Genomic DNA, 21,398 nt, shown 5'->3' on the forward strand with positions numbered 1-21,398 from the left:
ACCCTGCGGCCCCGCGCCACTCACGCCTGCCGGAACGTCAGTCCTGCTGGCGCGATGCGGCGTGGTCGCCCACGTCGCTCGCGTGCGGATCCTGCTCGTGGCGGTCCAGCGCCTTCCGGATGCGGCTCGAGCGACCTTCGATGGCGTCGCGCTCGGCCAGCTTGCGGCGATGACGCGACACCGCATACAGCGCCGCGCCGATGCCGACCGCGGCCGCGGTCAGGGCGACCGGATGGCGGCGGGCGACGGTACCCACGGCGCGCACGCCGGTGCGGGCCGCGCCCATGGCCATGCCGGCCTGCAGCCACTTGCCGGCCCCGGCCTGTGCGCCGTGCAGCCAGTCGCCGGCCGTGCCGGGCACGTCCTGTAGCCACTTGCCGGCGCCGTCGGCGCCATGGCGGAAGCCGTCGCCAAGACGACCGGCGAGGTCCAGCGCGCGATCGGGAATGGTGTTGCGGACGTCGCGGATGAGGGTGCGCTTGCGCATGCGGAACTCCTGGAAGCGGTACGGCGGCGATGGCCGCGCGGGGGATGGTGGGACAGGGCCGCAGTGTCCGGCGCGCGCCGTGGTGCCGGCGTGATCCGGCGCGCACCCGTTCAGCCGCCGCGCGGCCGCGCCCGGTGGGTGGGAACGGCGTTCCACGGATCCTCGGGCCACGGATGCCTGGGGTAGCGGCCGTTCATTTCACGACGCACCTCCGGCCAGGTCCGGTCCCAGAAGCTGCGCAGGTCGGTGGTCACCTGCAGCGGCCGGCCCGCGGGCGAGAGCAGGTGCAGCAGCAGCGGGACCCGGCCGTCGGCGATCCGCGGCGTATCGGCCAGGCCGAAGAGCTCCTGCAGCTTCACCGCGAGCACCGGCGGACGCGGCGCGCCGTCGTCGCCGATCGCGTACTCGATCGCGCGCTCCTGCCCGGAAGGCACGCGGACGCGCAGCGGCGCGAGCGCGTCGAGCCTCTGCTGCAGCGACCAGTCCAGCCGCGCGCGCAGCGCCGCGGCCAGCTGCTCGGTGCCGAGCGCGTCCAGCCGCGACCTGCCCTCGAACGCCGGGCGCAGCCACGCGTCCAGGCCGGCCATCAGCGCGTCATCGCCGACATCGGGCAGGCCGAGCTCCGGCATCCAGGCGCGCAGGCTGGCCACGCGCGCGCGCCACTGGCGCAGGCCCTCGCTCCACGGCAGCACGTCCAGCCCAAGGTCGCGCACCGCGTCGGTCAACGCCTGCGCGGCCGCCGCCGGATCCGGGCGCCCGGCCGGACGGCTGTCGAGCACGATGCCGGCGAAGCGGCGCACGCGCTCGGCGACCAGGGCACGGCGGGCGGCGTCCCAGCGGGTCTCGTCGCGCTCGACGAAGCGATCGGCGAAGTCCCGGCGCAGCGCGGCCTCGTCCACCGGCGCGGCACGCAGCAGCAAGGCGTCGCCGCGCGCCTCGAAGCGCAGTTCGGTGGCGACCAGCCAGGGCTCGCCGAGCAGCTCGCTGTCGTCGAGCAAGCGCGCCATGCGGCCGTTGGCCAGCTGGTAGCGGCGCAGGTCGAGGGGATGGCGCGCGGCGACGCGGTCGGGAAAGGCATGGGCGAGCAGGTCACCGAGCGCATGCCCCGGCAGGTTGCCGGGCGGCGGGGCCTCCAGCCGCAGGCGGCGGCGCCACTGGCGCGCGGCGGCGTCGATCGCGGCCAGCGCCGAGCGGCTCGCCTCGGCCGGCACGCGGCGGTCGCGCCAGGCGGCCAGGGCCCGCCAGCGGGCCGCCAGCGCGTCGCTGCGCGTACGCAGGGGATCGCGCGCCTCCAGCAGTGCGGCGAGGTCGCAGGCCAGCGCCCCGGCGACCGGACCGCGCGCGGCGACCAGCATCGCGGCCAGGCGCGGGTGCGTGCCGAGTGCCAGCATCCGCCGGCCGGCGGGGGTGATCCGGAGGGACGTCGGGGCAGCCGGGGCAGCCGTGCCCGCGACGTCCTGCGCGCCATCGCGGCCGCCCTGCGATACCGGCGGCGCCTGCAGCGCGCCGAGCTGCTGCAGCAGGTCGCGCGCCGCGGCCATCGCCCCGCGCGGCGGCGGATCAACGAAGCGCAGCGCATCACTGCCCCAGGCCGCGAGCTCCAGCGCCAGCAACGCCAGCTCCACCTGGGCGATCTCCGGGCGCCGCTGCGGCTCCAGCCGCTGCGACTCCGGCCACAGCCGGTAGGCCCAGCCCGGGGCCACCCGCCCGGCTCGGCCGGCGCGCTGGTCGGCGGAGGCCTGGGCGATGCGCACCACGTCCAGCCGGCTGAAGCCGCTGTTGGGGTCGTGGCGTGGCTCGCGCGCGAGCCCGCTGTCGATGACCACGCGCACGCCGGGCAGGGTCACGCTGGATTCGGCGACGTTGGTCGCCAGCACCACGCGCCGGCGGCCGTCGGTGGCGGGACGCAGCAGCCGGGACTGCTCCTCGACCGGCAGGTCGCCGTGCAGCTCCAGCACGTCGGCGCCGGCGTCGCGCAGCGCGTCGCTGCCCGCCAGCACCGCCGCCGCGCGCGCGATCTCGCGCCGTCCCGGCAGGAACGCCAGCACGTCGCCCGGGTGCCGCAGCAGCGCCAACTCCACCGTGCGCCGCAGCTGGTGTTCCAGCGCCTCATCGCGCCGCGCCGGGACGTGGGCCAGCTCCACGGGGAAGCTCCGGCCCGCGCTGGACAGGCGCGGCGCGTCGAGGAACCCGGCGAGCCGCTCGCCGTCGAGCGTCGCCGACATCACCACGATGCGCAGGTCCTCGCGCAGCCCCGCCTGCACGTCGAGCGCCAGCGCCAGCCCGAGGTCGGCGGCCAGGTGGCGCTCATGGAACTCGTCGAACAGCAGCGCACCTACGCCCTCGAGCGCGGGATCGTCCTGCAGCATGCGGGTGAGGATGCCCTCGGTGACCACCTCGACCCGCGTGGCGGCCGAGACCCGGCTCTCGAAGCGGATGCGATAGCCGACGGTGCGCCCGACCTCCTCGCCCAGCGACGCCGCCATGAAGCCGGCCGCGGCGCGCGCCGCGACCCTGCGCGGTTCCAGCATCACGATCCGCCGGCCGTCCAGCCACGGCGCGACGAGCAGCGCCAGCGGCACCCGGGTGGTCTTGCCGGCGCCCGGCGGCGCCTCCAGCACCAGGCGCGGGTGCTGCTCCAGCGACGCGCGGATCGCGGGAAGAAGCTCGTCGATGGGCAAGGTCGAGTCCTGCACGCGCAAAGGATACGGACTTCCGCTGCAATGACCGCGGACACGGGATACCGGCATGGCACCTACAATGGCCGCATGCAACTGATCGACATCGGCCTCAACCTCACCCACGACAGCTTCGACCGCGACCGCGACCAGGTCTGGCAGCGCGCCCGCGATGCCGGCGTGGTGCAGGCGGTGCTGACCGGCGCCAGCCGCGAGCATTCACCGCTGGCCCTGGAGCTGGCGCGCACGCGGCCCGGGGAATGGTTCGCCACCGCGGGCGTGCATCCGCACCACGCCGGCGAATACACCGCCGAGTGCGACGCCGAAATGCGCGCGCTGCATGCGCATCCCGAAGTGGTGGCCGTCGGCGAGACCGGGCTCGACTATTTCCGCGACTTCTCCCCGCGCCCGGCGCAGCGCAAGGCCTTCGAGCGCCAGCTGGAGATCGCCGCGGACACCGGCAAGCCGCTGTTCCTGCACCAGCGCGACGCCCACGCCGATTTCGTCGGGATCATGAAGGACTTCGAAGGCCGCATCGGGCCCGTCGTGGTGCACTGCTTCACCGGCAGCCGAGAAGAACTCTTCGACTGCCTCGACCACGACTGGCACATCGGCATCACCGGCTGGCTGTGCGACGAGCGCCGCGGCCAGCACCTGCGCGAGATCGTCGGCAACATCCCGGCAAACCGGCTGATGGTGGAAACCGACGCGCCCTACCTGCTGCCGCGTACCCTCGAGCCGAGGCCCAGGGACCGGCGCAACGAGCCGATGTACCTCGGGCACATCGTCGAGGAACTCGCGCGCGACCGCGGCGAGGAGGTCGCGGTGACCGCGGCGAATGCCACGGCCACCGCGCGCGCGTTCTTCGGCCTGCCGGCTCCAGCCGGCTAGGCCGTCACCCGGCAGGCGCCTCCGGCGCGGGGCCCTCGGCGACCAGCACGGCGCCGTTGCTGTTGCGCGCTTCAAGGACGATCCACACCAGGCTGTCGCCGCGGCGGATCACGTAGGTCTCCATGTCCTTGTCGTACCAGTAGGCGTCCTGGACGTCGCTGAACTCCTGGCGGAAGTCGTCCAGCGCCTTTTCGTTCGCCATGTAGGTGTCGCGTTCGTAGCTGCGCTCGGCCAGGCGCACGCCGCCGAGCGATTCGATCTGCTGGCGCAGGCCCTTGGCCAGCTCGAACCGCGAGAAGGTCTTGCCGTCGACGTTCTCGATGTCGTCGCTGAAGACCTTGCCTTCGACCCACAGCAGCTGGCCGCCGGTCCACACCGGGATGCGCGCCAGGTCCTTGGTGCGTTCGCCCAGGCGGTCGGCGTCGTCGAACACGTAGCCGGCCGGCAGCTGCACGTAGGGCCACTCCGGCAGCGTCGCGGTGCTGACAGGGATCGCCTCCATGTCGAACGCGGCGGCATCGGGCGCGGCCGGCGCCACCGTTTCGGCGGCCGCCGGGGCCGCGGCGTCCGCCGGGTCAACCATCGCGTCGGCCGGCGTGTCCGCCGTATCGGTGGCCGGGGCCTCGCCGGCGGCAGGCGCCGGAGCGTCGGCCACGGCGGCGGTCTCGTCCTGCTTCGCGCATCCGGCCATCAGGGCCAGGCCCACGGCCAGGGCCAACAGGGTCGTCTTCGTCTGCATCCAGCACTCTCCTCTCCCAGGGGAGATGGAGTGTAGCGAAGCCCGCGCGCGCGCCGCGACCCGCACGGCCTCAGCTGCGCAGGCCCACGCCCCGCTTGAGCAGCCACAGGCCCAGCGCGCCCAGCGCCACCACGAAGGCCAACATCAGCGCATACGCGATCCACAGCGGCACGTCGCTCTGCCCCAGGAGGCCGTAGCGGAAGGCGTTGACCATGTAGAAGATCGGGTTGGCATGCGTCGCGGCCTCGGCCCAGTCGGGAAGCAGGCGCACCGAATAGAACACGCCGCCCAGGTAGGTCAGCGGGGTGAGGATGAAGATCGGCACGATCGCCACGTCGTCGAACTTCTTCGCGAACACCGCGTTGACGAAGCCCGCCAGCGAGAAGATCGTCGCGCCCAGCAGCACCGTCGACAGCGTCACCCACGGATGCGGGATGCGCACGGTGGTGAACAGCATCGCGATGCACAGCACGATCACGCCGACCAGCAGCCCGCGCAGCACGGCGCCGGCGACGTAGCCGCCCAGGATCACCCACGGCGGCATCGGGCTGACCAGCAGTTCCTCGACGTGGCGGCCGAACTTGGCGCCGAAGAAACTCGAGGAGATGTTGCCGTAGCTGTTCTGGATCACGCTCATCATCACCAGCCCGGGGACGATGAAGTCCATGTAGCCGATGCCGTCCATGGTCCCGATGCGGCTGCCGATCAGGCCGCCGAAGATCAGGAAGTACAGGGTCATGGTGATCGCCGGCGGCACCAGGGTCTGGCTCCAGATGCGCAGGATGCGCATCACCTCGCGCCGTGCGATGGTGCCCAGCGCCACGAGGTTGGAGCGCAGCACCGGCTGCGCGCGCCCGGCGGACGACGCCGGGGACTTCGCGCTCATGCCGCGGCCTCCGTGCCGGTCGCGCCGGTGGCGCCATCTCCGGTCATGCGCACGAACAGCTCCTCCAGCCGGTTGGACTTGTTGCGCATCGAGCGCACGCGGATGCCCGCGGCATCGAGCGCGGCGAACACGCGGTTGAGGTCCATCGCGCGCGGCATGTCGACGTCGAGCGTGTGCGCATCCACCGCGCGCACCTCGGCGCCGGGAATCGCCGGCAGGGTCGCCGGCAGCGCGTCCTCGACGTCGAGCAGGAAGCCTTCGACGTCCAGCCGCGACAGCAGCGCGCGCATCGGCCCGGCTTCGACGATCCGGCCGTGGTCGATGATCGCCAGGTTGCGGCACAGGTTCTCCGCCTCCTCCAGGTAGTGCGTGGTCAGGATGATGGTGGTGCCGGCGGCGTTGATGCGGCGCAGGGTCTGCCACATGCCGCGGCGGATCTCGATGTCGACGCCGGCGGTGGGCTCGTCGAGGATCAGCAGCCTCGGCCGGGTCATCATCGCGCGCGCGATCATCAGCCGGCGCTTCATGCCGCCCGAGAGCGTGCGGCTCATCTTCTCCGCCTTGTCCCACAGCTGGGCCGAACGCAGTTCCTCCTCGGCGCGCGCGATCGCCACCGCGCGCGGGATGCCGTAGAAGCCGGCGTAGTTGACCAGGATGTCGAGCGGCTTCTCGAACATGTTGAAGTTGATTTCCTGCGGCACCAGGCCGAGCAGGCGCATCGCGCGGTCGCGCTCGGCGTGCAGGTCGACGTCGAACACGCGCACCTCGCCCGAGGTCTTGTTGACCAGCGACGAGACGATGCCGATCAGGGTCGACTTGCCGGCGCCGTTGGGGCCCAGCAGCGCGTAGAAATCGCCCGGTGCGACCTCGAGCGACACGCCCTTGAGGGCTTCGACGCCGTTGTCGTAGGTCTTGCGCAGGTCGCGCACCGACAGCGCGGCAGGCATGGCGGCTTCGCTCATCGGGACTCCTTGCCGCGGGGGTTCGCAGGGGAGCGGTAGTATAGGAGTCCCGTGGGCCCCGGCCCGGCAATGGTCCGTTCCAACGTGCCCGCACTGTTTCCGCTCAAGCTCGCCTCGCGCCGCATGCTGGCGCCCACCGTCGCCCATCTGGCCTTCACCCGCCACGACGGGCAGCCGCTGGACTACATCCCGGGGCAGTTCCTGCAGGTGCACTTCACCTATGCAGACGGCACGGCGGCCAAGCGCAGTTATTCGCTGGCGACCATCCACGACCACGCAATGGGCCCCGGCGAGCTGGTCGAGATCGCGGTGAGCTACGTCCCCGGCGGCGCGGCCACGGCCCTGTTCGAGAACCTGGACATCGGCGACACGCTGCAGGCCAGCGGCCCCTTCGGCCGCTTCTGCCTGCAGCCGCGCGACGACAACCGCCGCTACCTGCTGATCGGCACCGGCACCGGCGTCACCCCGTATCGCGCGATGCTGCCGCTGCTGGAGCAGGCCATGGCCGCGCGTGGCGCGGAGGTGGTGCTGCTGTTCGGCGCCCGCACGCCCGACGAGCTGCTCTACGGTGACGAATTCCGCGCCTTTGCCAACGCACACCCGGGCTTCCGCTTCGTGCCGTGCTTCTCGCGTGCGCTGCCCGGGCCCGGCTCCGCGCACGACCATCCCGACGTGCGCCACGGCTACGTGCAGCAGTTCCTCGCGGAGTTCGCGCCCTCGGCCGGCGGCGACATCGCGTATCTCTGCGGCAATCCGGACATGGTCGACGCCTGCTTCGAGGCGCTGAAGGAACAGGGCCTGCCGATCCCGCATATCCGGCGCGAGAAATACGTCAGCAGCAAGTAGCCCGGGAAAGGTGTCAAGGACGCTTGACACATCGACGCGGCTGCGGCAACCTCGTGTCAAGCGTCCTTGACACGAGCCTGCGATGACCCGCGATCGACCCGCCCCGAACACGCGCCTGCGCTACGGCCTGCTGGCCGCGGTGGGTGCCGTCGTCCTCCTGGTGGTGCTGCTGCCCGCATCGCGTGTCGCGGTACCTGACGCGCTCGCGCCCTGGCTCATCGCCCTCGGCAGCGCCGGGCTGAGCACCGGGCTGCTGCTGCTGTGGTCGCCCGGGCTGCTGGACACCTATCCGCGCGCCCGCGCCCTGCGCATCGCGCTGGACTTCGCGCCGCCGGTGCTGCTGTACGCGCTGGCCATCGACCGCTGGCCGGACCTGCTCGACAGCGTGCCCGCCGGTGGGCTGCGGATCGCGGCCGCCGGCCTGCCCGCGGTGCTGGTGCTGTGGGCCTGCTGGGCCTTCGCGCGCTACATGCGCCTGCTCGACGAACTCCAGCAGCGCGTGGAGCTGGTCTCGGTCGCGCTCGCCACCGCGCTGACCTGCAGCGTCGTCGCCGCCGCCGGTGGCCTGCACCTGGCCGGCGCGGTCGAGGTCACGGGCAGGACCGGCCTGTGGGTGTTTCCGCTCCTGCTGCTGGCGTACTCGTTGATACGCGCCGCGCTGACCCGGCGCTACCAGTGAGGAACCGGGTGCGCGATCTGCGCGAGGAGCGCGGCTGGTCACAGGCGCAGCTGGGGGAACGTCTGAACGTGTCCAGGCAGACGGTCAACGCGATCGAAACCGGAAAGTACGACCCCAGCCTGCCGGTCGCGTTCCGCATCGCCGCGCTGTTCGGCTCCAGCATCGAATCCATTTTCCAACCCGAGGATCCCGCATGAGTACACGTGGCAACACCCTCGCCACGCTGCTGGCCGCGGCGCTCGCCGCCGGCTGCGCAGCGCCGGACAGCGGCACCGCCGGCGGCGCGACGCCCGACGGCCACCTGCGCGTGGGCGACATCGCGTTCGAACCCTGTTCGCTGAGCGCGGTCGGCGCGCGCGCGGTCGAGGCCCAGTGCGCCCACTTCGAGGTGCCCGAGGACCACGACGCACCGGACGGCCGGCGCATCGGCCTCGCGCTCGCCCTGCTGCCCTCCGAGGGGCCGGCCGAGCCGGACCCCGTGGTGATGATCGCCGGTGGGCCGGGCCAGTCGGCGCTGGAGTCCTATCCCCAGGTCGCGGCCGCGTTCAAGGACGTGCGCCGCAACCGCCACGTGCTGCTGGTCGATGCCCGCGGCACCGGCCAGTCGCATCCGCTGCGCTGCGAGGACGAGCAGGGCGACAACGCCTTCGGCGCGGAGGACCTGGATCCCGCGGCCATGCGCGCCTTCACCGAGCGCTGCCGTGACGCACTGGCGGTGGACACCGACCTGCGCCGCTACGCGACGATGGACCACGTGCGCGACCTCGAGCGGGTGCGCGAGGCGCTTGGCGCGCCGCAGTTCAACCTCGCCGGCGTGTCCTACGGCACGCGCGTCGCCCAGCAGTACGCCAAGGCCTTTCCCGCCTCCACCCGCACCGTGGTGCTGGACGGCGTGGCGCCCAACGCGATGGTGCTGGGCCAGGAACACGCCCGGAACCTGGAGCAGGCGCTGGACGCGCAGTTCGCGCGCTGCCGCGACGAACCCGCCTGCGCGCGCAACCTGGGTGACCCGGCGGCGCAGCTGCGCGCGGTGCGCGCGACGCTCGAGGCCGGTGGCCTGCCGCCGGTGCAGTACCGCCACCCGGTCAGCGGCGAATGGCTGGAGGAGCAGCCGGCGTTCGCGCACCTGGCGGTCCTGCTGCGCATGTTCTCCTATCAGCCCGCGGCCGCCGCCACCCTGCCCCTGCTGCTGCACGAGGCCTCGGCCGGACGCTACGCACCGATGCTGGCGCAGTCGCGGATGCTGATGGACTCGGTCGGCGGCCAGATGGCGCACGGCATGCAGCTGTCGGTGATCTGCACCGAGGACGCGATGGACATGGCGCCCGATCCCGGCGACGCCGGCAGCCTGCTCGGCAACAGCATGGTCGAGCTGTTCCAGGCGCAGTGCCCGGCGTGGCCGACGGCACCGCGCGCCGAGGGCTTCCGTGATCCGCTCACCGGCGACGTGCCGGTGCTGGCGATCAGCGGCGAGTTCGATCCGGTGACCCCCCCGCGCTATGGCGAGGAGGTGATCGGGCACCTGCCCAAGGGACGCCACCTGGTCGCGCCCGGCCAGGGCCACAACGTGATCGGCGTCGGCTGCATGCCGAAGCTGTTCGCGCAGTTCATCGAGCGCGCCGATGCCGCCGGCATCGACGCCAGCTGCCTCGACCGCCTCGCCGCGGCGCCGCCCTTCGCGGGCAATTACGGTTGGGAGCCCTGAGATGATCGAAGTCCATGATCTGCACAAGACCTTCAAGGCCAAGTCGGGCCCGGTGCACGCCGTGCGCGGCGTCGGCTTCGCCGCCCGCGACGGCGAAATCACCGGCCTGCTCGGCCCCAACGGCGCCGGCAAGACCACCACCCTGCGGATGCTGTACACGCTGATGGCGCCCGACCGCGGCTCGGTGCGCGTCGACGGCCTGGACGTGGCCACAGACGCCACCGCGGTGCGCCGCAACCTGGGCGTGCTGCCCGACGCGCGTGGCGTCTACAAGCGCCTGACCGCGCGCGAGAACATCGCCTACTTCGGCCGCCTGCACGGGCTCGACGAGGCCACGATCGCGGCGCGCATCGACTCGATGTCGCGCACGCTGGGCATGGAGGACTTCCTCGACCGCCGCACCGAGGGCTTCTCGCAGGGCCAGCGCACCAAGACCGCGATCGCGCGCGCGCTGGTGCATGCGCCGCGCAACGTGATCCTCGACGAGCCGACCAACGGCCTGGACGTGATGACCACGCGCGGCCTGCGCAGCTTCCTGCAGGAGCTGCGCGCGCAGGGCCACTGCGTGATCTTCAGCAGCCACATCATGCAGGAGGTCGCCGCGCTCTGTGACCGCATCGTGATCATCGCCCAGGGCGAGGTCCGCGCCAGCGGCACGCCCGACGAGCTGCGCGCGCGGTCGGGCGAGGACAACCTCGAGGACGCCTTCGTCAACCTGATCGGCACCGAGGAGGGCCTGTCCGCATGAGACTGTCGAACAACACGCTGTGGACCGTGGCCCGCAAGGAACTGGTCGACCTGTTCCGCGACCGCCGCACGGTGATGCTGGGCCTGCTGATGGGCCCCCTCCTGTTCCCGCTGCTGGTCATCGGCATGAGCACGATGATCGAGAAGCGCGCGCGGACCCAGCTGGAGTCGGTGCTGGAATTGCCGGTGATCGGTGCCGCGCACGCGCCCAGCCTGGTGGCCTTCCTCGGCACCCGCGACATCGAGGCGGTCGATCCGCCCGCGGAGCCCGAACGCGCCCTGCGCGAGCAGGACCACGACGTGGTGCTGCGGATCCCGGAGGCGTTTCCGGAGCAGTGGCGCGGCAGCCGCATGGCGACGGTCGAGATCCTGTACGACTCGTCGCGCCAGGATTCCCGCATCCCGGTCGACCGGGTGCGCGCCGCGGTCGGCGAGTACAGCCAGCAGGTCGGCGCGCTGCGCATGATCAGCCGCGGAATCAGCCCGGAAGCCACGATGGCCGTGCTGCCCGCGCAGCGTGACGTCGCGACGCCCGAGGCAAAGCGCGGGATGTTGCTGGCGATCCTGCCCTACTTCCTGATCCTGAGCGCCTTCCTGGGCGGCGCCTACCTGGTGATCGACGTCACCGCCGGCGAGCGCGAGCGGCAATCGCTCGAACCGCTGCTGGCCACGCCCTCGTCGCGCGCGGCGATCATGAGCGGCAAGATCCTCGCCGCCTGCCTGTTCGGCATGCTCAGCCTGGCGCTGATCCTGGTCGCCTTCCGGCTGAGCTTCGCGCTGGCGCCGGCGTCGATCCAGCTGGTGACCGTCTCCGCGTCGATGATGCTGCAGGTGCTTGCGGTGCTGCTGCCGATGGTGCTGATCGGAACGACCCTGCTGACCCTGATCGCCGCCAGCGTGAAGTCGGTGAAGGAAGCCCAGAGCTACATGAGCATCCTGATGCTGCTGCCGATCCTGCCGACGATCGTGCTGCTGGTGAACCCGATCAAGAACGAGCTGTGGCAGTTCGCGGTGCCGTTCCTGGGCCAGAACCAGATGCTGCTGAAGATCGTGCGCAGCGAGTGGATCTCGCCGCTCGAGTGGGCGACCTACCTGGGTGCCGGCTTCGGCCTCGGCATGCTGCTGTGGCTGATGGCGGCGCGGCTGTACCACCGCGAGAAGCTGGCGATCTCGGCCTGAGCCAGGATCGCGGGACATGAAAAAGCCCGGCCAGTGGCCGGGCTTTTTCGTTGGCGGCAGAGGCGCCGCCGCGCGCCGTCAGCCGCCGGGGTTGAAGGCGATGGTGCGGCGCGTGGTGACCGCCTGCGCGACCGGCTCGAAGCGCCAGCGGCGGACCGCGGCGACGGCCTCGCGGTCGAACACCCGCGGCGGGTCGGCGCGCACCACGCGCGCGTCGCTGACGCTGCCGTCGGGCGCCACGGTGAACTCCACCTGCACCTCGCCCGACTGCGCGGCGCGCAGGGCATCGGCGGGATAGCGCGGTGCCGGCGTGCTGAGCGGACGCAGGGTGGGCGCGGCGGCCGCGGCCGGGGCGGGCGGCGGCGTGGCCGGCTGCTGGGCCTGGCGCTGCTCGGCGGCACGCTGTTCGGCCGCGCGCTGCTCCGCGGCGACGCGCTCGGCTTCGACGCGCGCCGCGGCGTCACGCTCGGCGGTGCGCTGCTGTTCGGCCAGCTGCTCGGCGGCGACGCGCTGCTGGTCGGCCTGGGCCTTTTCGCGTTCGGTTGCGAGCTGGCGCTGGCGTTCGGCTTCCTGTTCGGTGCTGAGCGCCTGCTGCTCGATGCGCTGCTTGACCGCTGCGTCGGCCGTGTCGATCGACGCCTGCAGGCGTTGCAGCGCGGGATGGGTGGCGTCGGCGCGCGCGACCAGCGCCGCCAGGCGGCGCGACTCCTCGAAGTCCTCGCGGTCGCGCGCCTGCTCGGTCGCGATCACCAGCATCGGCATCAGGTCGGTGAGCGCGCTGGCCACGGCCGCATCGCCCGGCGACTTCTCGCGCAGGGCGAGGTAGTACTCCAGCGCGTTGTCCCCGGCCGGGGCGTAGAGCCGGCTTTCGGCATAGGCCGTGCGGCCGCGCTCGCGGAGTTCGTCAGGGCCCAGCGCGGCCAGCGCGTCGGCCTGCGCCGCGGCCTGTTCGGCGGCGGCCTCGGTCGCGTTGGCGCCGGCCGCCGCGGTGCCGGTGGCGGCGGCGTCCGGCTGTGCCGGCGCGTCGTCCTTGCCGCAGGCCGCGATCGCGATGACCAGCGCCGCGGCGAGCGCAACGCGCGGCAGTCCCCGCCACGCGGAAGCTTGGTTGTTCAGCAACATCGATGTGTACTCCCCCTGGAGTGCGGAACCGCACGTGTGCCTAGGACGCGATACGCGGCGCTGTTTGTCAACACCCGTCACGTTGTCCAGGCGCTTATTTTCCGATGCAGAAGCTGGAAAAGATGTGGCCGAGCAGCGCATCGGCATCGACCCGGCCGGTGATATCGCCCAAAGCGTGATGCGCGTCACGGAGCGACTCGGCCGCCAGATCCAGCGCCTCGACCTCCAGCGCGTGCGCCGCGTCGTCCAGGGCAAGGGCGGCGCGCCGCAGCGCGTCCACGTGGCGCGCGCGCGCGGTGAACTCGCCGTCGCCCGCGGCGTCGCCCATGACCAGCGTGCGCAGGCGCGCGTGCAGCGCATCCATGCCCTGCCCGGTCGTCGCGGAGACGCGCAGCTCGCCTGGCGGCGGCGCCGGCGCGTGCGCGGCCAGCAGGTCGGCCTTGTTGTGCAGCCACAGCACCTGCGGGACGCCATCCACGTCGGCGGCCACGGCGGCGCGACCGGCGTCGGGATCACGCGCATCGACCACGGCGATGGCGAGTCCGGCCTTCCCGAGCTCCTGGCGCGCGCGACGCATGCCTTCGCGCTCGATGGCGTCGCCTTCCTCGCGCAGTCCGGCGGTGTCCACCAGCACCAGTTCCGCACCGTCGACGTGCACGGTCTCGCGCAGCAGGTCGCGCGTGGTGCCGGCGACGTCGGTGACGATGGCGCGCTCGCTGCCGGCCAGCGCGTTGAGCAGCGAACTCTTGCCCGCGTTGGGCGGACCGACGATCACGGCGTGCAGGCCGTCGCGCAGCCGGCGGCCGCGTTTGGCGTCACCGAGCAGCGCCTCGAGGGCGGCGCGCGCGCGCTGCAGCCGTGCCGCGAGCTGCGCGCCGCCGAGGGTCTCGAGCGGCTCGTCGGCGAAATCGATGGCGGCCTCGGCGTGCACGCGGATCGCCAGCAGCTCGGCGGCGATGGCCTCGACGCGACGCGAGAAGCGGCCATCGAGCGAACGCCGGGCCGCCCGCGCGGCGGTCAGGTCGCCCGCGGCGATGAGGTCGGCCACGGCCTCGGCCTGGGCCAGGTCCAGGCGACCGTTGAGGAAGGCGCGCTCGGTGAATTCACCCGGCCTCGCCAGGCGCGCGCCCAGCGCGCAGCAGCGCGCGACGATCGCCTGCAGCAGCACCGGGTTGCCGTGTGCCTGCAGCTCCACGACGTCTTCGCCGGTGTAGCTGGCCGGCGCCTGGAACAACAGGGCGATGCCGTCGTCGAGGGCGTCGCCCGCAGCGTCGAGGAATCGCACATGGTGCGCATGCCGCGGCGTGAGGGCATCACGCGCGCAGAGCACGCGCGCGATCGCAAGCGCGTCGGGACCCGACAGCCGGACGATGCCGACGCCACCGCTGCCGGGCGCGGTGGCCACGGCGGCGATGGTCTCGGTGGCGGCGCGGGTCATCGCGGCAGCCGGCGAGCGGGCCGCCCGGCTTCAGTCCCTGGCAATGGCCTTCGCAGGCTTGCCGCCGGCGTCCGGCTTGTCGCTGCTGCCGGTCGTGTCGGCGTACTTGCGGATCAGCCACCACTGCTGCAGCAGGCCCAGCGCGCCGTTGGTGACCCAGTACAGCACCAGGCCCGACGGGAAGAAGATCATGAAGACGCCGAAGATGAGCGGCATCAGCTGCATCATCTTCTGCTGCATCGGATCCATGCCGACCATCGGCGACAGCTTCTGGGTCGCCCACATCACGGCGATGTTGAGCACCGGCAGGATGAACCACGGATCGCGCGCGGTCAGGTCCTGGATCCAGCCGATCCAGGGCGCGTGGCGCAGCTCCACCGACTCCAGCAGCACCCAGTACAGCGCCAGCCAGATCGGCATCTGCAGCAGCACCGGCAGGCAGCCGCCGACGGGATTGATCTTCTCCTTCTTGTACAGCTCCATCATGGCGACCTGGAACTTCTGCTTGTCGTCGCCGTAACGCTCCTTGAGCTGCTGGATGCGCGGCTGGAACTTGCGCATCTTCGCCATCGACTGGTACTGCGCCTTGGACAGCGGGTACAGGATGGCCTTGACCACCAGCACCAGGCCGATGATCGACCAGCCCCAGTTCTGGAACAGGCCGTGGAGCTTGTCGAGGATCCAGAACAGGCCTTCGCCGAGGACCGCGAACACCGAAAAGCGGCTGTAGTCGACCGCGCGGTCGAGGCCCGGGACCTGCTGGGCCTTGATCTGGCCGACCAGCTTCGGGCCCACCCACAGGCGCGCGCTGCTGGTGGCCTGCTCGCCGGGGGCGACGGCCAGGCCGGGTCCCACTTCGCGGATCAGGTGGTGCATGCCGCCGGAGGGGCCGGGCACGGTGTGCAGCGAGATCGTGACCTCGTCGCTCGCGCCGGGGATCCAGGCGCTGAAGAAGTGGTGCTGGAGCATGGCCAGCCAGCCGCCGGACTGGCGGGCGTTGACCGCGCCCTCGTCGGCGAAGTCGGCGTAGCGCACGCGCTCGTATCCCTGGCCGGGGCTGAACCAGGTCGCGCCGTACAGGCTGAAGGACTCGGGGTTGGTCCAGCCGGTCTTCAGCACCTGCGGCAGGCGCACCAGCTGGCGATAGACGTGGCCCTGCCAGACGCTGTCGCTCTTGTTGTAGATGGTGTCGCGCACCTCGACGGCGTAGCTGCCGCGGGTGAAGACGTAGCTGCGGCGGATGCTGACGCCATCCGGGCCGTGCCAGACGAAGGGCACCTCGAGGGTGTCCGCATCGGCGGCCAGGGCGTACGTCGTCGCCGGCGACTCCGGCACGAAGCCGGACTCGTGGCTCGGCGCGGCGCTGGCCGAGCTTACCCAGCCGCTCTGCGCGGCATAGAAGCGCGCGGGGGCGTCGTCGAACATGCGCACCGGCGCGCTGCCCTCGTCGCGCGTCTCCGGGAAGCCGAGCAGGTCGGCGCGGGCGACGGCGCCGCCACGCAGGGCCAGGTCGAGGACATCGGTGCGCACCTCGACCAGGCCGGGCGCGTCCGGCGTGGCGGTCGCCTGCGCGTTGACGCCGGGCAGCGCCGCGGCGGGCGGTGCGTCGGGCACCGCGCCGGGCACGGCCGGTGTTCCGGGGACGGCCGCGGGCGCGCCGGGGATCGTCGCTCCGGGCGCCACGGTCGCGCTCGTGGCCTCCGCGGCCGGCAACGGTTCGCGCTGCTCCTTGCCCCATTCCATCCACAGCAGGGTCGCCACCATCAGCCAGGCGAAGATCAGGAAGGTGCGGGTCTGGTTCATCGGGCAGGCAGGCTCATTCGCCGCTGGAGCGCGGCGCAGGGACGTGGACGGGGGAAGCGGCGGGCATTGTGACGCCCGGGTCGGGCGCGGGCAACGCGCCGGCACGGCGCAGGGCGTCGTGGAAGGCCATGCGCAGCGCGACGCGGGTGGCGCTCGCCGCGGCATGGCGCGCGACCACGACATAGGCCGCCGGCGGCAGCACGTCGCGCAGCGCGCGGAACTCCTCGCGCAGGGCGCGCTTGATGCGGTTGCGGCCGACCGCGCGGCGATCGACCTTGCGCGACACGGCAAGGCCCAGCCGCGCCGGCTGGCCGTCGCGGAGCAGGTGCAGGGCGAGCAGGGGCGTGCCGGTGCGGCGGCCCTCGCCGAAGATGCGGTCGAAATCCGCGCGCACGCGTACGCGCGCCTGGCGCGGCAAGCGGCGGTCCATCGGAACGTGGGACGCGGCGGGGCGGCCGGAGTGCAGGCCGCCCGCGGTCATCAGGCGGTGAGGCGCTTGCGACCCTTGGCGCGGCGGCGGGCCAGGATCTTGCGGCCGTCGGCGGTCGCCATGCGGGCACGGAAGCCGTGGTCGCGCTTGCGCTTGAGGTTGCTGGGCTGGTAGGTGCGCTTGGTGGCCATGGCGGTTGCTCTGAGCGTGACGCGGAGGAAAGAACCGGAGATTCTAGTGCGCGACGGCGGCCCGGGTCAAACCCGGGCTCCGCGCCCTGCCCGCCCGGGCGCGTTCGCGCGAGCAGGCCGGGAACCGCGGTGATAGGCTGGCCTCCCCCTTTCCACCTCCGCCACACGTGGCCTGCCACGACGCGCGGCGGTCTCGCTGTCGGTGATGTGAACTCCCACATGGATGCCTGGCCCCGCTGCCTCGAACGCCTGGAAGCCGAACTCCCGGCCGAGGATGTCCACACCTGGCTGAGGCCGCTGCAGGCCGCGCGCCGCGAGGATGCGACCGTGCTCTACGCGCCCAACGCCTTCGTGCGCGATGCGGTGCTGGAACGCTACCTGCCGCGCATCCGCGAACTGCTGGGGCATTTCGGCGGCGGCGCCGACGTCTCGCTCGAAATCGGTTCGATGCCCGTGGCGCCGGCACCGCAGCGCGTGACCGCGACCGCCGCGGCCAATGCCGCCTCGGCGACCGCGAGCGCGGCGGCGTTCCACGGCAACCTCGATCCGCATTACACCTTCGAGAACTTCGTCGAAGGGCGCAGCAACCAGCTGGGTCGCGCGGCGGCCTGGCAGGCGGCGCAGAAGCCCGGTGACCGGGCGCACAACCCGCTGCTGCTGTACGGCGGCACCGGGCTGGGCAAGACCCACCTGATGTTCGCGGCCGGCAACGAGATGCGCCGCAACAACCCCGGCGCGCGGGTGCTTTACATGCGCTCCAACGACTTCTACACCGCGTTCTTCCGCGCGCTGCAGGAACGCACGGCGGACCAGTTCAAGCGCCAGTTCCAGCAGCTCGACGCGCTGCTGATCGACGACATCCAGTTCTTCGCCGGCAAGGACCGCACGCAGGAGGAGTTCTTCCACACCTTCAACGCGCTGTTCGAGGGCCGCCAGCAGATCATCATGACCTGCGACCGGTTCCCGCGCGAAGTGGAGGGCCTGGAGCCGCGCCTGAAGTCGCGCCTGGCCTGGGGCCTGCCCGTGGGCATCGACCCGCCGGATTTCGAGACCCGCGCGGCCATCGTGCTGGCCAAGGCGCGCGAGCGCGGCGTGCACATCCCCGAGGACGTCGCCTTCCTGCTGGCCAAGAAGATGCCGTCGAACGTGCGCGACCTCGAGGGGGCGCTGAATACGCTGTCCGCCCAGGCCAACTTCACCGGCCGCGCGATCACCACCGAGTTCGCCCAGGAGACGCTGCGCGACCTGCTGCGCGCCCAGCAGGCGGCGATCAGCATCCCCAATATCCAGAAGACCGTGGCAGACTACTATGGTCTGCAGATCAAGGACATGCTGGGCAAGAAGCGGACCCGTTCCCTGGCCCGTCCGCGCCAGATGGCGATGGCGCTGGCCAAGGAACTGACCGAGCACAGCCTGCCCGAAATCGGCGACGCCTTCTCGGGTCGGGACCACACCACGGTCCTGCATGCCTGCCGGCAGATCCGCGCCCTGGCGCAGACCGACGGCAAGCTCCGCGAGGACTGGGACAAGCTCATCCGCAAGCTCAGCGAATGAGCCCGGCAGTGGGGTCGAAACAGGGGCTGCAAAGCCGGTGGACGGACCCGGGACAAGCTGTGGACAAGTCGTCGTCCCGATCGGGGACCGGAAGTTGTCCACAGGTTCTCCCACCGCTGGAAGCCGGCTTGTCCACGGGGTTGTCGGAAGGAAATACCGTTTAAAATCAATCGTTTGTGATGGTTGTCAACTGATTTTCCGGACACCACCACCACCGTTTTTTGTATTTATCCAATTCAAGAGCTAGGGCAAGGGGATACCACCGGCATGCGTTTCAGTCTGCAGCGAGAAGCCTTCCTGAAGCCGTTGGCGCAGGTCGTCAACGTGGTCGAACGCCGGCAGACGCTGCCGGTGCTGGCAAACCTGCTGGCCCTGGTGAAGGACGGCCAGCTTTCGCTGACCGGTACCGACCTCGAGGTCGAGATGGTGGCGCGCTGCGCGGTTGACGACGCCCAGGACGGTGAGGTCACGATCCCGGCCCGCAAGCTGTTCGACATCGTCCGGGCGCTGCCCGACGGCAGCAAGGTGACGGTGAGCCAGTCCGGTGACCGGATCACCGTCCAGGCCGGCCGCAGCCGCTTCACCCTGGCGAGCCTCCCCGCCAATGACTTCCCGTCGATCGACGAGGTCGAGGCCACCGAGCGGGTCGAGGTGCCGGAGGCGGCGCTCAAGGAGCTGATCGAGCGCACCGCGTTCGCGATGGCCCAGCAGGACGTTCGCTACTACCTCAATGGCCTTCTCTTCGACCTGGGTGAACATCGCCTGCGCTGCGTGGCCACCGACGGCCACCGCCTGGCGCTGTGCGAGGCCGCGCTCGAGGGCGGCGCCCATGCCAAGCGCCAGATCATCGTGCCGCGCAAGGGCGTGACCGAGCTGCAGCGCCTGCTGGAGGGCGGCGACCGGGTGCTGGAACTGGAAATGGGCCGCAACCACATCCGCGTGAAGCGTGACGACGTCACCTTCACCAGCAAGCTCATCGACGGCCGCTTCCCGGACTACGAGGCGGTGATTCCGATCGGCGCCGACCGCGAGGTCAAGGTCGATCGTGAGGTCCTGCGCGCCGCCCTGCAGCGCGCGGCCATCCTGTCGAACGAGAAGTACCGCGGCGTACGCATCGAGGTGTCGCCGGGCCAGCTCAAGATCAGCGCCCACAACCCCGAGCAGGAAGAAGCGCAGGAAGAGATCGAGGCCGATACCCTGGTCGACGGCCTGGCCGTGGGCTTCAACGTGAACTACCTGCTCGACGCCCTGGGTGCCCTGCGCGACGAGACCGTGGTGCTGGCGCTGCGCGACGCGAATTCCTCGGCGCTGGTGCGCGAGGCGGCCAATGAGCGTTCACGCCATGTCGTGATGCCGCTGAGGCTGTGAACCCGGCCAGGTTCCACGTGGAACAGGAACGCCCGGCCAGGTCCGGGCGTTCTGCTTTTCCGGGGGCGCGGGTGTGCGCCTGACGCGGCTGCAGCTCAGGGACCTGCGCAACCTGGTGGAGGTGGCGCTTGAGCCGGGCCCGGGCCTCAACGTGCTGGTCGGGCCCAACGGTGCCGGGAAGACCAGCGTGCTGGAGGGCCTGCACCTGCTCGCCTACGGGCGCAGCTTTCGTGGCCGCGTGCGCGACGGCCTGGTGCGGACTGGAGCCAGCGCGGTCGAGGTATTCGCCGAATGGCGCGACGACGCGGACGCAGCCAGCCACAAGGTGGGCCTGCGCCACGCGGGCGCCAGCTGGGAGGCGCGGATCGACGGGCGCGCGATCGGTCATCTGGGGGAGCTGTGTGCAGCCTTCATGGTGGTCACGTTCGAACCCGGAAGCCACGCACTGGTGTCCGGCGGGGGCGAACCGCGACGCCGCTTTGTCGACTGGGGTCTGTTCCACGTGGAACAGGGGTTTCTTCCGGTCTGGCGTCGGTATTCTCGCGCATTGAAGCAGCGCAATGCGCTGCTGAAGTCCGGTGCCGCTGCCGGACAGATCGCGGCCTGGGATCATGAGCTTGCGGCGTCCGGCGAGGAGCTGACGCGCCGGCGCGCCCTGTACCTTGACCGGCTGCAGGAGCGTCTGGAGACGGTCTCGCAGGCCCTGGCGCCGTCGCTCGGGCGCCCCCAGCTGGACTTCGAACCGGGCTGGCGGCAGTCGAACCTGTCTCTGGCGGACGCCCTGGCCGTGGCACGGGAGCGGGACCGGATGATCGGGCATACCAGCGTGGGCCCACACCGGGCCCACTGGCGCCTTCGGCTTGATGGGAAGCAGGACGGCGAGGCCCTGTCGCGTGGGCAGGCGAAGCTGGCGGCGCTGTCCTGCCTGTTCGCGCAGGCGACGGATTGTGCGGAAGAGCGCGGCGACTGGCCGGTGATCGCCCTGGACGACCTCGCCTCGGAGCTGGATGCGGAGCATCGGACGCGCGTGTTGGCGTTTCTTGGCGGCACGCCGGCGCAGGCGTTTGTGACCGGGACGGATCAGCTCCAAGGGAGTGTGGGATCGCGCCTGTTTCACGTGAAACAAGGTGCTGTGGTGCCCTCACAGCCTTAGAGCGGTTCAGTCTGGTCTCGCCTGGGTCTCCATCCACCTGTCCACGCCGCCCCTGACGAACGGATGTCCCTGTCGATACCTGCCATCGGTTTGCGGCGTCAGCGTGCCGCCCTCCTTTTTTATTGCCTCTCGGCATCATCGCGGAATTCGCCCGAGGCAGGCTGGCGCCTCGAGGCAGGCGGGGTGTTCCACGTGAAACGTGTGGAGCAGATGCAAAGTATCCAACCCCAGGCCGTTGCGGCTCCGGAGTGTTCAGGGCCTCCGCATTGATCCTGCCGTCCTGTCGTGGCCACACTGAGCCAATCTGCGGGATTCGACTCGTCAGCATCAAGCGCGTCGCGCTGCCGCAGCTTGTCTTCAAAGCCGCACGCTGATTCCTGGCTGATGCCCCCGCGATGCCCGCGCCCAGCCCCATCGGCGCCTGCCCCGCCAAACCCCTTGCCAACGGCCCCGAAATGCTATAATCGCCGTCTCAAGCCCTATAAGTAATGTGTCGCGCGCGGCCCCCGTGCGCCGGCCATTGCCGGGCGTTTCCACGGC

At 71.5% G+C, this 21,398-nt stretch carries 20 protein-coding genes; 10 read left to right on the top strand and 10 right to left on the bottom strand.

The window, feature by feature from the left end:
* Positions 1 to 37 precede the first annotated feature (37 nt).
* Together JG616_RS07675 and hrpB are read right to left on the bottom strand one after the other, a co-directional pair.
* Entirely contained in the window at positions 38 to 487 is a 450-nt protein-coding gene (locus JG616_RS07675) for a hypothetical protein (RefSeq protein WP_199362600.1), read from the bottom strand.
* 110 nt (positions 488 to 597) lie between these two features.
* The gene (hrpB, locus tag JG616_RS07680; protein WP_199392201.1) at positions 598 to 3,237 is read right to left on the bottom strand and encodes an ATP-dependent helicase HrpB; all 2,640 of its coding nucleotides are present in this window, start codon (positions 3,235 to 3,237) and stop codon (positions 598 to 600) included.
* Between the two features lie 18 nt (positions 3,238 to 3,255).
* Between hrpB and JG616_RS07685 the strand changes: the two genes are divergently transcribed.
* Entirely contained in the window at positions 3,256 to 4,056 is an 801-nt protein-coding gene (locus JG616_RS07685; RefSeq protein WP_199392202.1) for a TatD family hydrolase, read from the top strand.
* A 4-nt stretch (positions 4,057 to 4,060) separates the two neighbouring features.
* On the opposite strand, the gene JG616_RS07690 is transcribed toward JG616_RS07685, so the two are convergent.
* The 3 genes from JG616_RS07690 to JG616_RS07700 all read right to left on the bottom strand — a co-directional run bounded on the left by JG616_RS07690 (position 4,061) and on the right by JG616_RS07700 (position 6,643).
* Complete coding sequence (locus JG616_RS07690; protein ID WP_199392203.1) at positions 4,061 to 4,795, bottom strand: hypothetical protein; 735 nt, start codon at positions 4,793 to 4,795, stop codon at positions 4,061 to 4,063.
* 70 nt (positions 4,796 to 4,865) lie between these two features.
* Positions 4,866 to 5,681, bottom strand: coding sequence for an ABC transporter permease (locus tag JG616_RS07695; RefSeq protein ID WP_199362604.1), 816 nt, complete (start codon positions 5,679 to 5,681; stop codon positions 4,866 to 4,868).
* Positions 5,678 to 6,643 carry an ABC transporter ATP-binding protein gene (locus JG616_RS07700; RefSeq protein WP_234446534.1) on the bottom strand — a complete coding sequence of 322 codons (966 nt, stop codon included), beginning with the start codon at positions 6,641 to 6,643 and terminating at the stop codon, positions 5,678 to 5,680. Before JG616_RS07700 ends, JG616_RS07695 begins: the two co-directional genes overlap by 4 nt.
* A 69-nt stretch (positions 6,644 to 6,712) precedes the next feature.
* Here JG616_RS07700 and JG616_RS07705 point away from each other — a divergent pair, with 69 nt between their 5' ends.
* From JG616_RS07705 to JG616_RS07730, 6 genes are all read left to right on the top strand, one after another.
* Positions 6,713 to 7,489 (top strand): ferredoxin--NADP reductase, encoded by a 777-nt coding sequence (locus JG616_RS07705; RefSeq protein WP_199362605.1) that lies wholly within the window; start codon positions 6,713 to 6,715, stop codon positions 7,487 to 7,489.
* 82 nt (positions 7,490 to 7,571) lie between these two features.
* Positions 7,572 to 8,168: a hypothetical protein gene (locus JG616_RS07710; protein WP_199362606.1), complete on the top strand. Its 597-nt coding sequence runs from the start codon at positions 7,572 to 7,574 to the stop codon at positions 8,166 to 8,168.
* Entirely contained in the window at positions 8,165 to 8,365 is a 201-nt protein-coding gene (locus JG616_RS07715; protein WP_199392204.1) for a helix-turn-helix transcriptional regulator, read from the top strand. Before JG616_RS07710 ends, JG616_RS07715 begins: the two co-directional genes overlap by 4 nt.
* The gene (locus JG616_RS07720; RefSeq protein WP_199362608.1) at positions 8,362 to 9,873 is read left to right on the top strand and encodes an alpha/beta fold hydrolase; all 1,512 of its coding nucleotides are present in this window, start codon (positions 8,362 to 8,364) and stop codon (positions 9,871 to 9,873) included. Before JG616_RS07715 ends, JG616_RS07720 begins: the two co-directional genes overlap by 4 nt.
* A 1-nt stretch (position 9,874) precedes the next feature.
* The gene (locus JG616_RS07725; RefSeq protein ID WP_199362609.1) at positions 9,875 to 10,621 is read left to right on the top strand and encodes an ATP-binding cassette domain-containing protein; all 747 of its coding nucleotides are present in this window, start codon (positions 9,875 to 9,877) and stop codon (positions 10,619 to 10,621) included.
* On the top strand, positions 10,618 to 11,799 hold the full coding sequence (locus tag JG616_RS07730) for an ABC transporter permease (RefSeq protein ID WP_199362610.1): 1,182 nt from the start codon (positions 10,618 to 10,620) through the stop codon (positions 11,797 to 11,799). The genes JG616_RS07725 and JG616_RS07730 overlap by 4 nt, the downstream gene beginning before the upstream one ends.
* A 78-nt stretch (positions 11,800 to 11,877) precedes the next feature.
* Here JG616_RS07730 and JG616_RS07735 read toward each other — a convergent pair whose 3' ends face one another.
* The 5 genes from JG616_RS07735 to rpmH all read right to left on the bottom strand — a co-directional run bounded on the left by JG616_RS07735 (position 11,878) and on the right by rpmH (position 16,783).
* Positions 11,878 to 12,921 (bottom strand): energy transducer TonB, encoded by a 1,044-nt coding sequence (locus JG616_RS07735; protein WP_199362611.1) that lies wholly within the window; start codon positions 12,919 to 12,921, stop codon positions 11,878 to 11,880.
* 94 nt (positions 12,922 to 13,015) lie between these two features.
* Positions 13,016 to 14,359 (bottom strand): tRNA uridine-5-carboxymethylaminomethyl(34) synthesis GTPase MnmE, encoded by a 1,344-nt coding sequence (gene mnmE, locus JG616_RS07740; protein WP_199362612.1) that lies wholly within the window; start codon positions 14,357 to 14,359, stop codon positions 13,016 to 13,018.
* Between the two features lie 30 nt (positions 14,360 to 14,389).
* Positions 14,390 to 16,162 carry a membrane protein insertase YidC gene (gene yidC, locus JG616_RS07745; protein WP_199392205.1) on the bottom strand — a complete coding sequence of 591 codons (1,773 nt, stop codon included), beginning with the start codon at positions 16,160 to 16,162 and terminating at the stop codon, positions 14,390 to 14,392.
* A 13-nt stretch (positions 16,163 to 16,175) separates the two neighbouring features.
* The gene (rnpA, locus tag JG616_RS07750; RefSeq protein WP_199362614.1) at positions 16,176 to 16,592 is read right to left on the bottom strand and encodes a ribonuclease P protein component; all 417 of its coding nucleotides are present in this window, start codon (positions 16,590 to 16,592) and stop codon (positions 16,176 to 16,178) included.
* 50 nt (positions 16,593 to 16,642) lie between these two features.
* Positions 16,643 to 16,783 (bottom strand): 50S ribosomal protein L34, encoded by a 141-nt coding sequence (gene rpmH / locus JG616_RS07755; RefSeq protein ID WP_027083663.1) that lies wholly within the window; start codon positions 16,781 to 16,783, stop codon positions 16,643 to 16,645.
* Between the two features lie 219 nt (positions 16,784 to 17,002).
* On the opposite strand from rpmH, the gene dnaA reads away from it, so the two are divergent.
* From dnaA to recF, 3 genes are all read left to right on the top strand, one after another.
* Positions 17,003 to 18,337 (top strand): chromosomal replication initiator protein DnaA, encoded by a 1,335-nt coding sequence (gene dnaA / locus JG616_RS07760; RefSeq protein WP_199362615.1) that lies wholly within the window; start codon positions 17,003 to 17,005, stop codon positions 18,335 to 18,337.
* A gap of 267 nt (positions 18,338 to 18,604) precedes the next feature.
* Positions 18,605 to 19,705, top strand: a complete 1,101-nt coding sequence (dnaN, locus tag JG616_RS07765) for a DNA polymerase III subunit beta (protein WP_199392206.1) — start codon at positions 18,605 to 18,607, stop codon at positions 19,703 to 19,705.
* Positions 19,706 to 19,793: 88 nt separating this feature from the next.
* Positions 19,794 to 20,858 (top strand): DNA replication/repair protein RecF, encoded by a 1,065-nt coding sequence (gene recF, locus JG616_RS07770; RefSeq protein ID WP_235973056.1) that lies wholly within the window; start codon positions 19,794 to 19,796, stop codon positions 20,856 to 20,858.
* The last annotated feature ends 540 nt before the right edge of the window (positions 20,859 to 21,398 follow it).

This window comes from Luteimonas sp. MC1895 (assembly GCF_016457215.1).
Lineage (GTDB): Bacteria > Pseudomonadota > Gammaproteobacteria > Xanthomonadales > Xanthomonadaceae > Luteimonas.

What these genes read in the sequence shown, in the direction of transcription:
- JG616_RS07675 (WP_199362600.1), bottom strand. Translation starts at nt 487, where the DNA reads ATGCGCAAGCGCACCCTCATCCGCGACGTCCGCAACACCATTCCCGAT.
- hrpB (WP_199392201.1), bottom strand. Translation starts at nt 3,237, where the DNA reads ATGCCGGTATCCCGTGTCCGCGGTCATTGCAGCGGAAGTCCGTATCCT.
- JG616_RS07685 (WP_199392202.1), top strand. Translation starts at nt 3,256, where the DNA reads ATGCAACTGATCGACATCGGCCTCAACCTCACCCACGACAGCTTCGAC.
- JG616_RS07690 (WP_199392203.1), bottom strand. Translation starts at nt 4,795, where the DNA reads ATGCAGACGAAGACGACCCTGTTGGCCCTGGCCGTGGGCCTGGCCCTG.
- JG616_RS07695 (WP_199362604.1), bottom strand. Translation starts at nt 5,681, where the DNA reads ATGAGCGCGAAGTCCCCGGCGTCGTCCGCCGGGCGCGCGCAGCCGGTG.
- JG616_RS07700 (WP_234446534.1), bottom strand. Translation starts at nt 6,643, where the DNA reads ATGAGCGAAGCCGCCATGCCTGCCGCGCTGTCGGTGCGCGACCTGCGC.
- JG616_RS07705 (WP_199362605.1), top strand. Translation starts at nt 6,713, where the DNA reads ATGGTCCGTTCCAACGTGCCCGCACTGTTTCCGCTCAAGCTCGCCTCG.
- JG616_RS07710 (WP_199362606.1), top strand. Translation starts at nt 7,572, where the DNA reads ATGACCCGCGATCGACCCGCCCCGAACACGCGCCTGCGCTACGGCCTG.
- JG616_RS07720 (WP_199362608.1), top strand. Translation starts at nt 8,362, where the DNA reads ATGAGTACACGTGGCAACACCCTCGCCACGCTGCTGGCCGCGGCGCTC.
- JG616_RS07725 (WP_199362609.1), top strand. Translation starts at nt 9,875, where the DNA reads ATGATCGAAGTCCATGATCTGCACAAGACCTTCAAGGCCAAGTCGGGC.
- JG616_RS07730 (WP_199362610.1), top strand. Translation starts at nt 10,618, where the DNA reads ATGAGACTGTCGAACAACACGCTGTGGACCGTGGCCCGCAAGGAACTG.
- JG616_RS07735 (WP_199362611.1), bottom strand. Translation starts at nt 12,921, where the DNA reads ATGTTGCTGAACAACCAAGCTTCCGCGTGGCGGGGACTGCCGCGCGTT.
- mnmE (WP_199362612.1), bottom strand. Translation starts at nt 14,359, where the DNA reads ATGACCCGCGCCGCCACCGAGACCATCGCCGCCGTGGCCACCGCGCCC.
- yidC (WP_199392205.1), bottom strand. Translation starts at nt 16,162, where the DNA reads ATGAACCAGACCCGCACCTTCCTGATCTTCGCCTGGCTGATGGTGGCG.
- rnpA (WP_199362614.1), bottom strand. Translation starts at nt 16,592, where the DNA reads ATGGACCGCCGCTTGCCGCGCCAGGCGCGCGTACGCGTGCGCGCGGAT.
- rpmH (WP_027083663.1), bottom strand. Translation starts at nt 16,783, where the DNA reads ATGGCCACCAAGCGCACCTACCAGCCCAGCAACCTCAAGCGCAAGCGC.
- dnaA (WP_199362615.1), top strand. Translation starts at nt 17,003, where the DNA reads ATGGATGCCTGGCCCCGCTGCCTCGAACGCCTGGAAGCCGAACTCCCG.
- dnaN (WP_199392206.1), top strand. Translation starts at nt 18,605, where the DNA reads ATGCGTTTCAGTCTGCAGCGAGAAGCCTTCCTGAAGCCGTTGGCGCAG.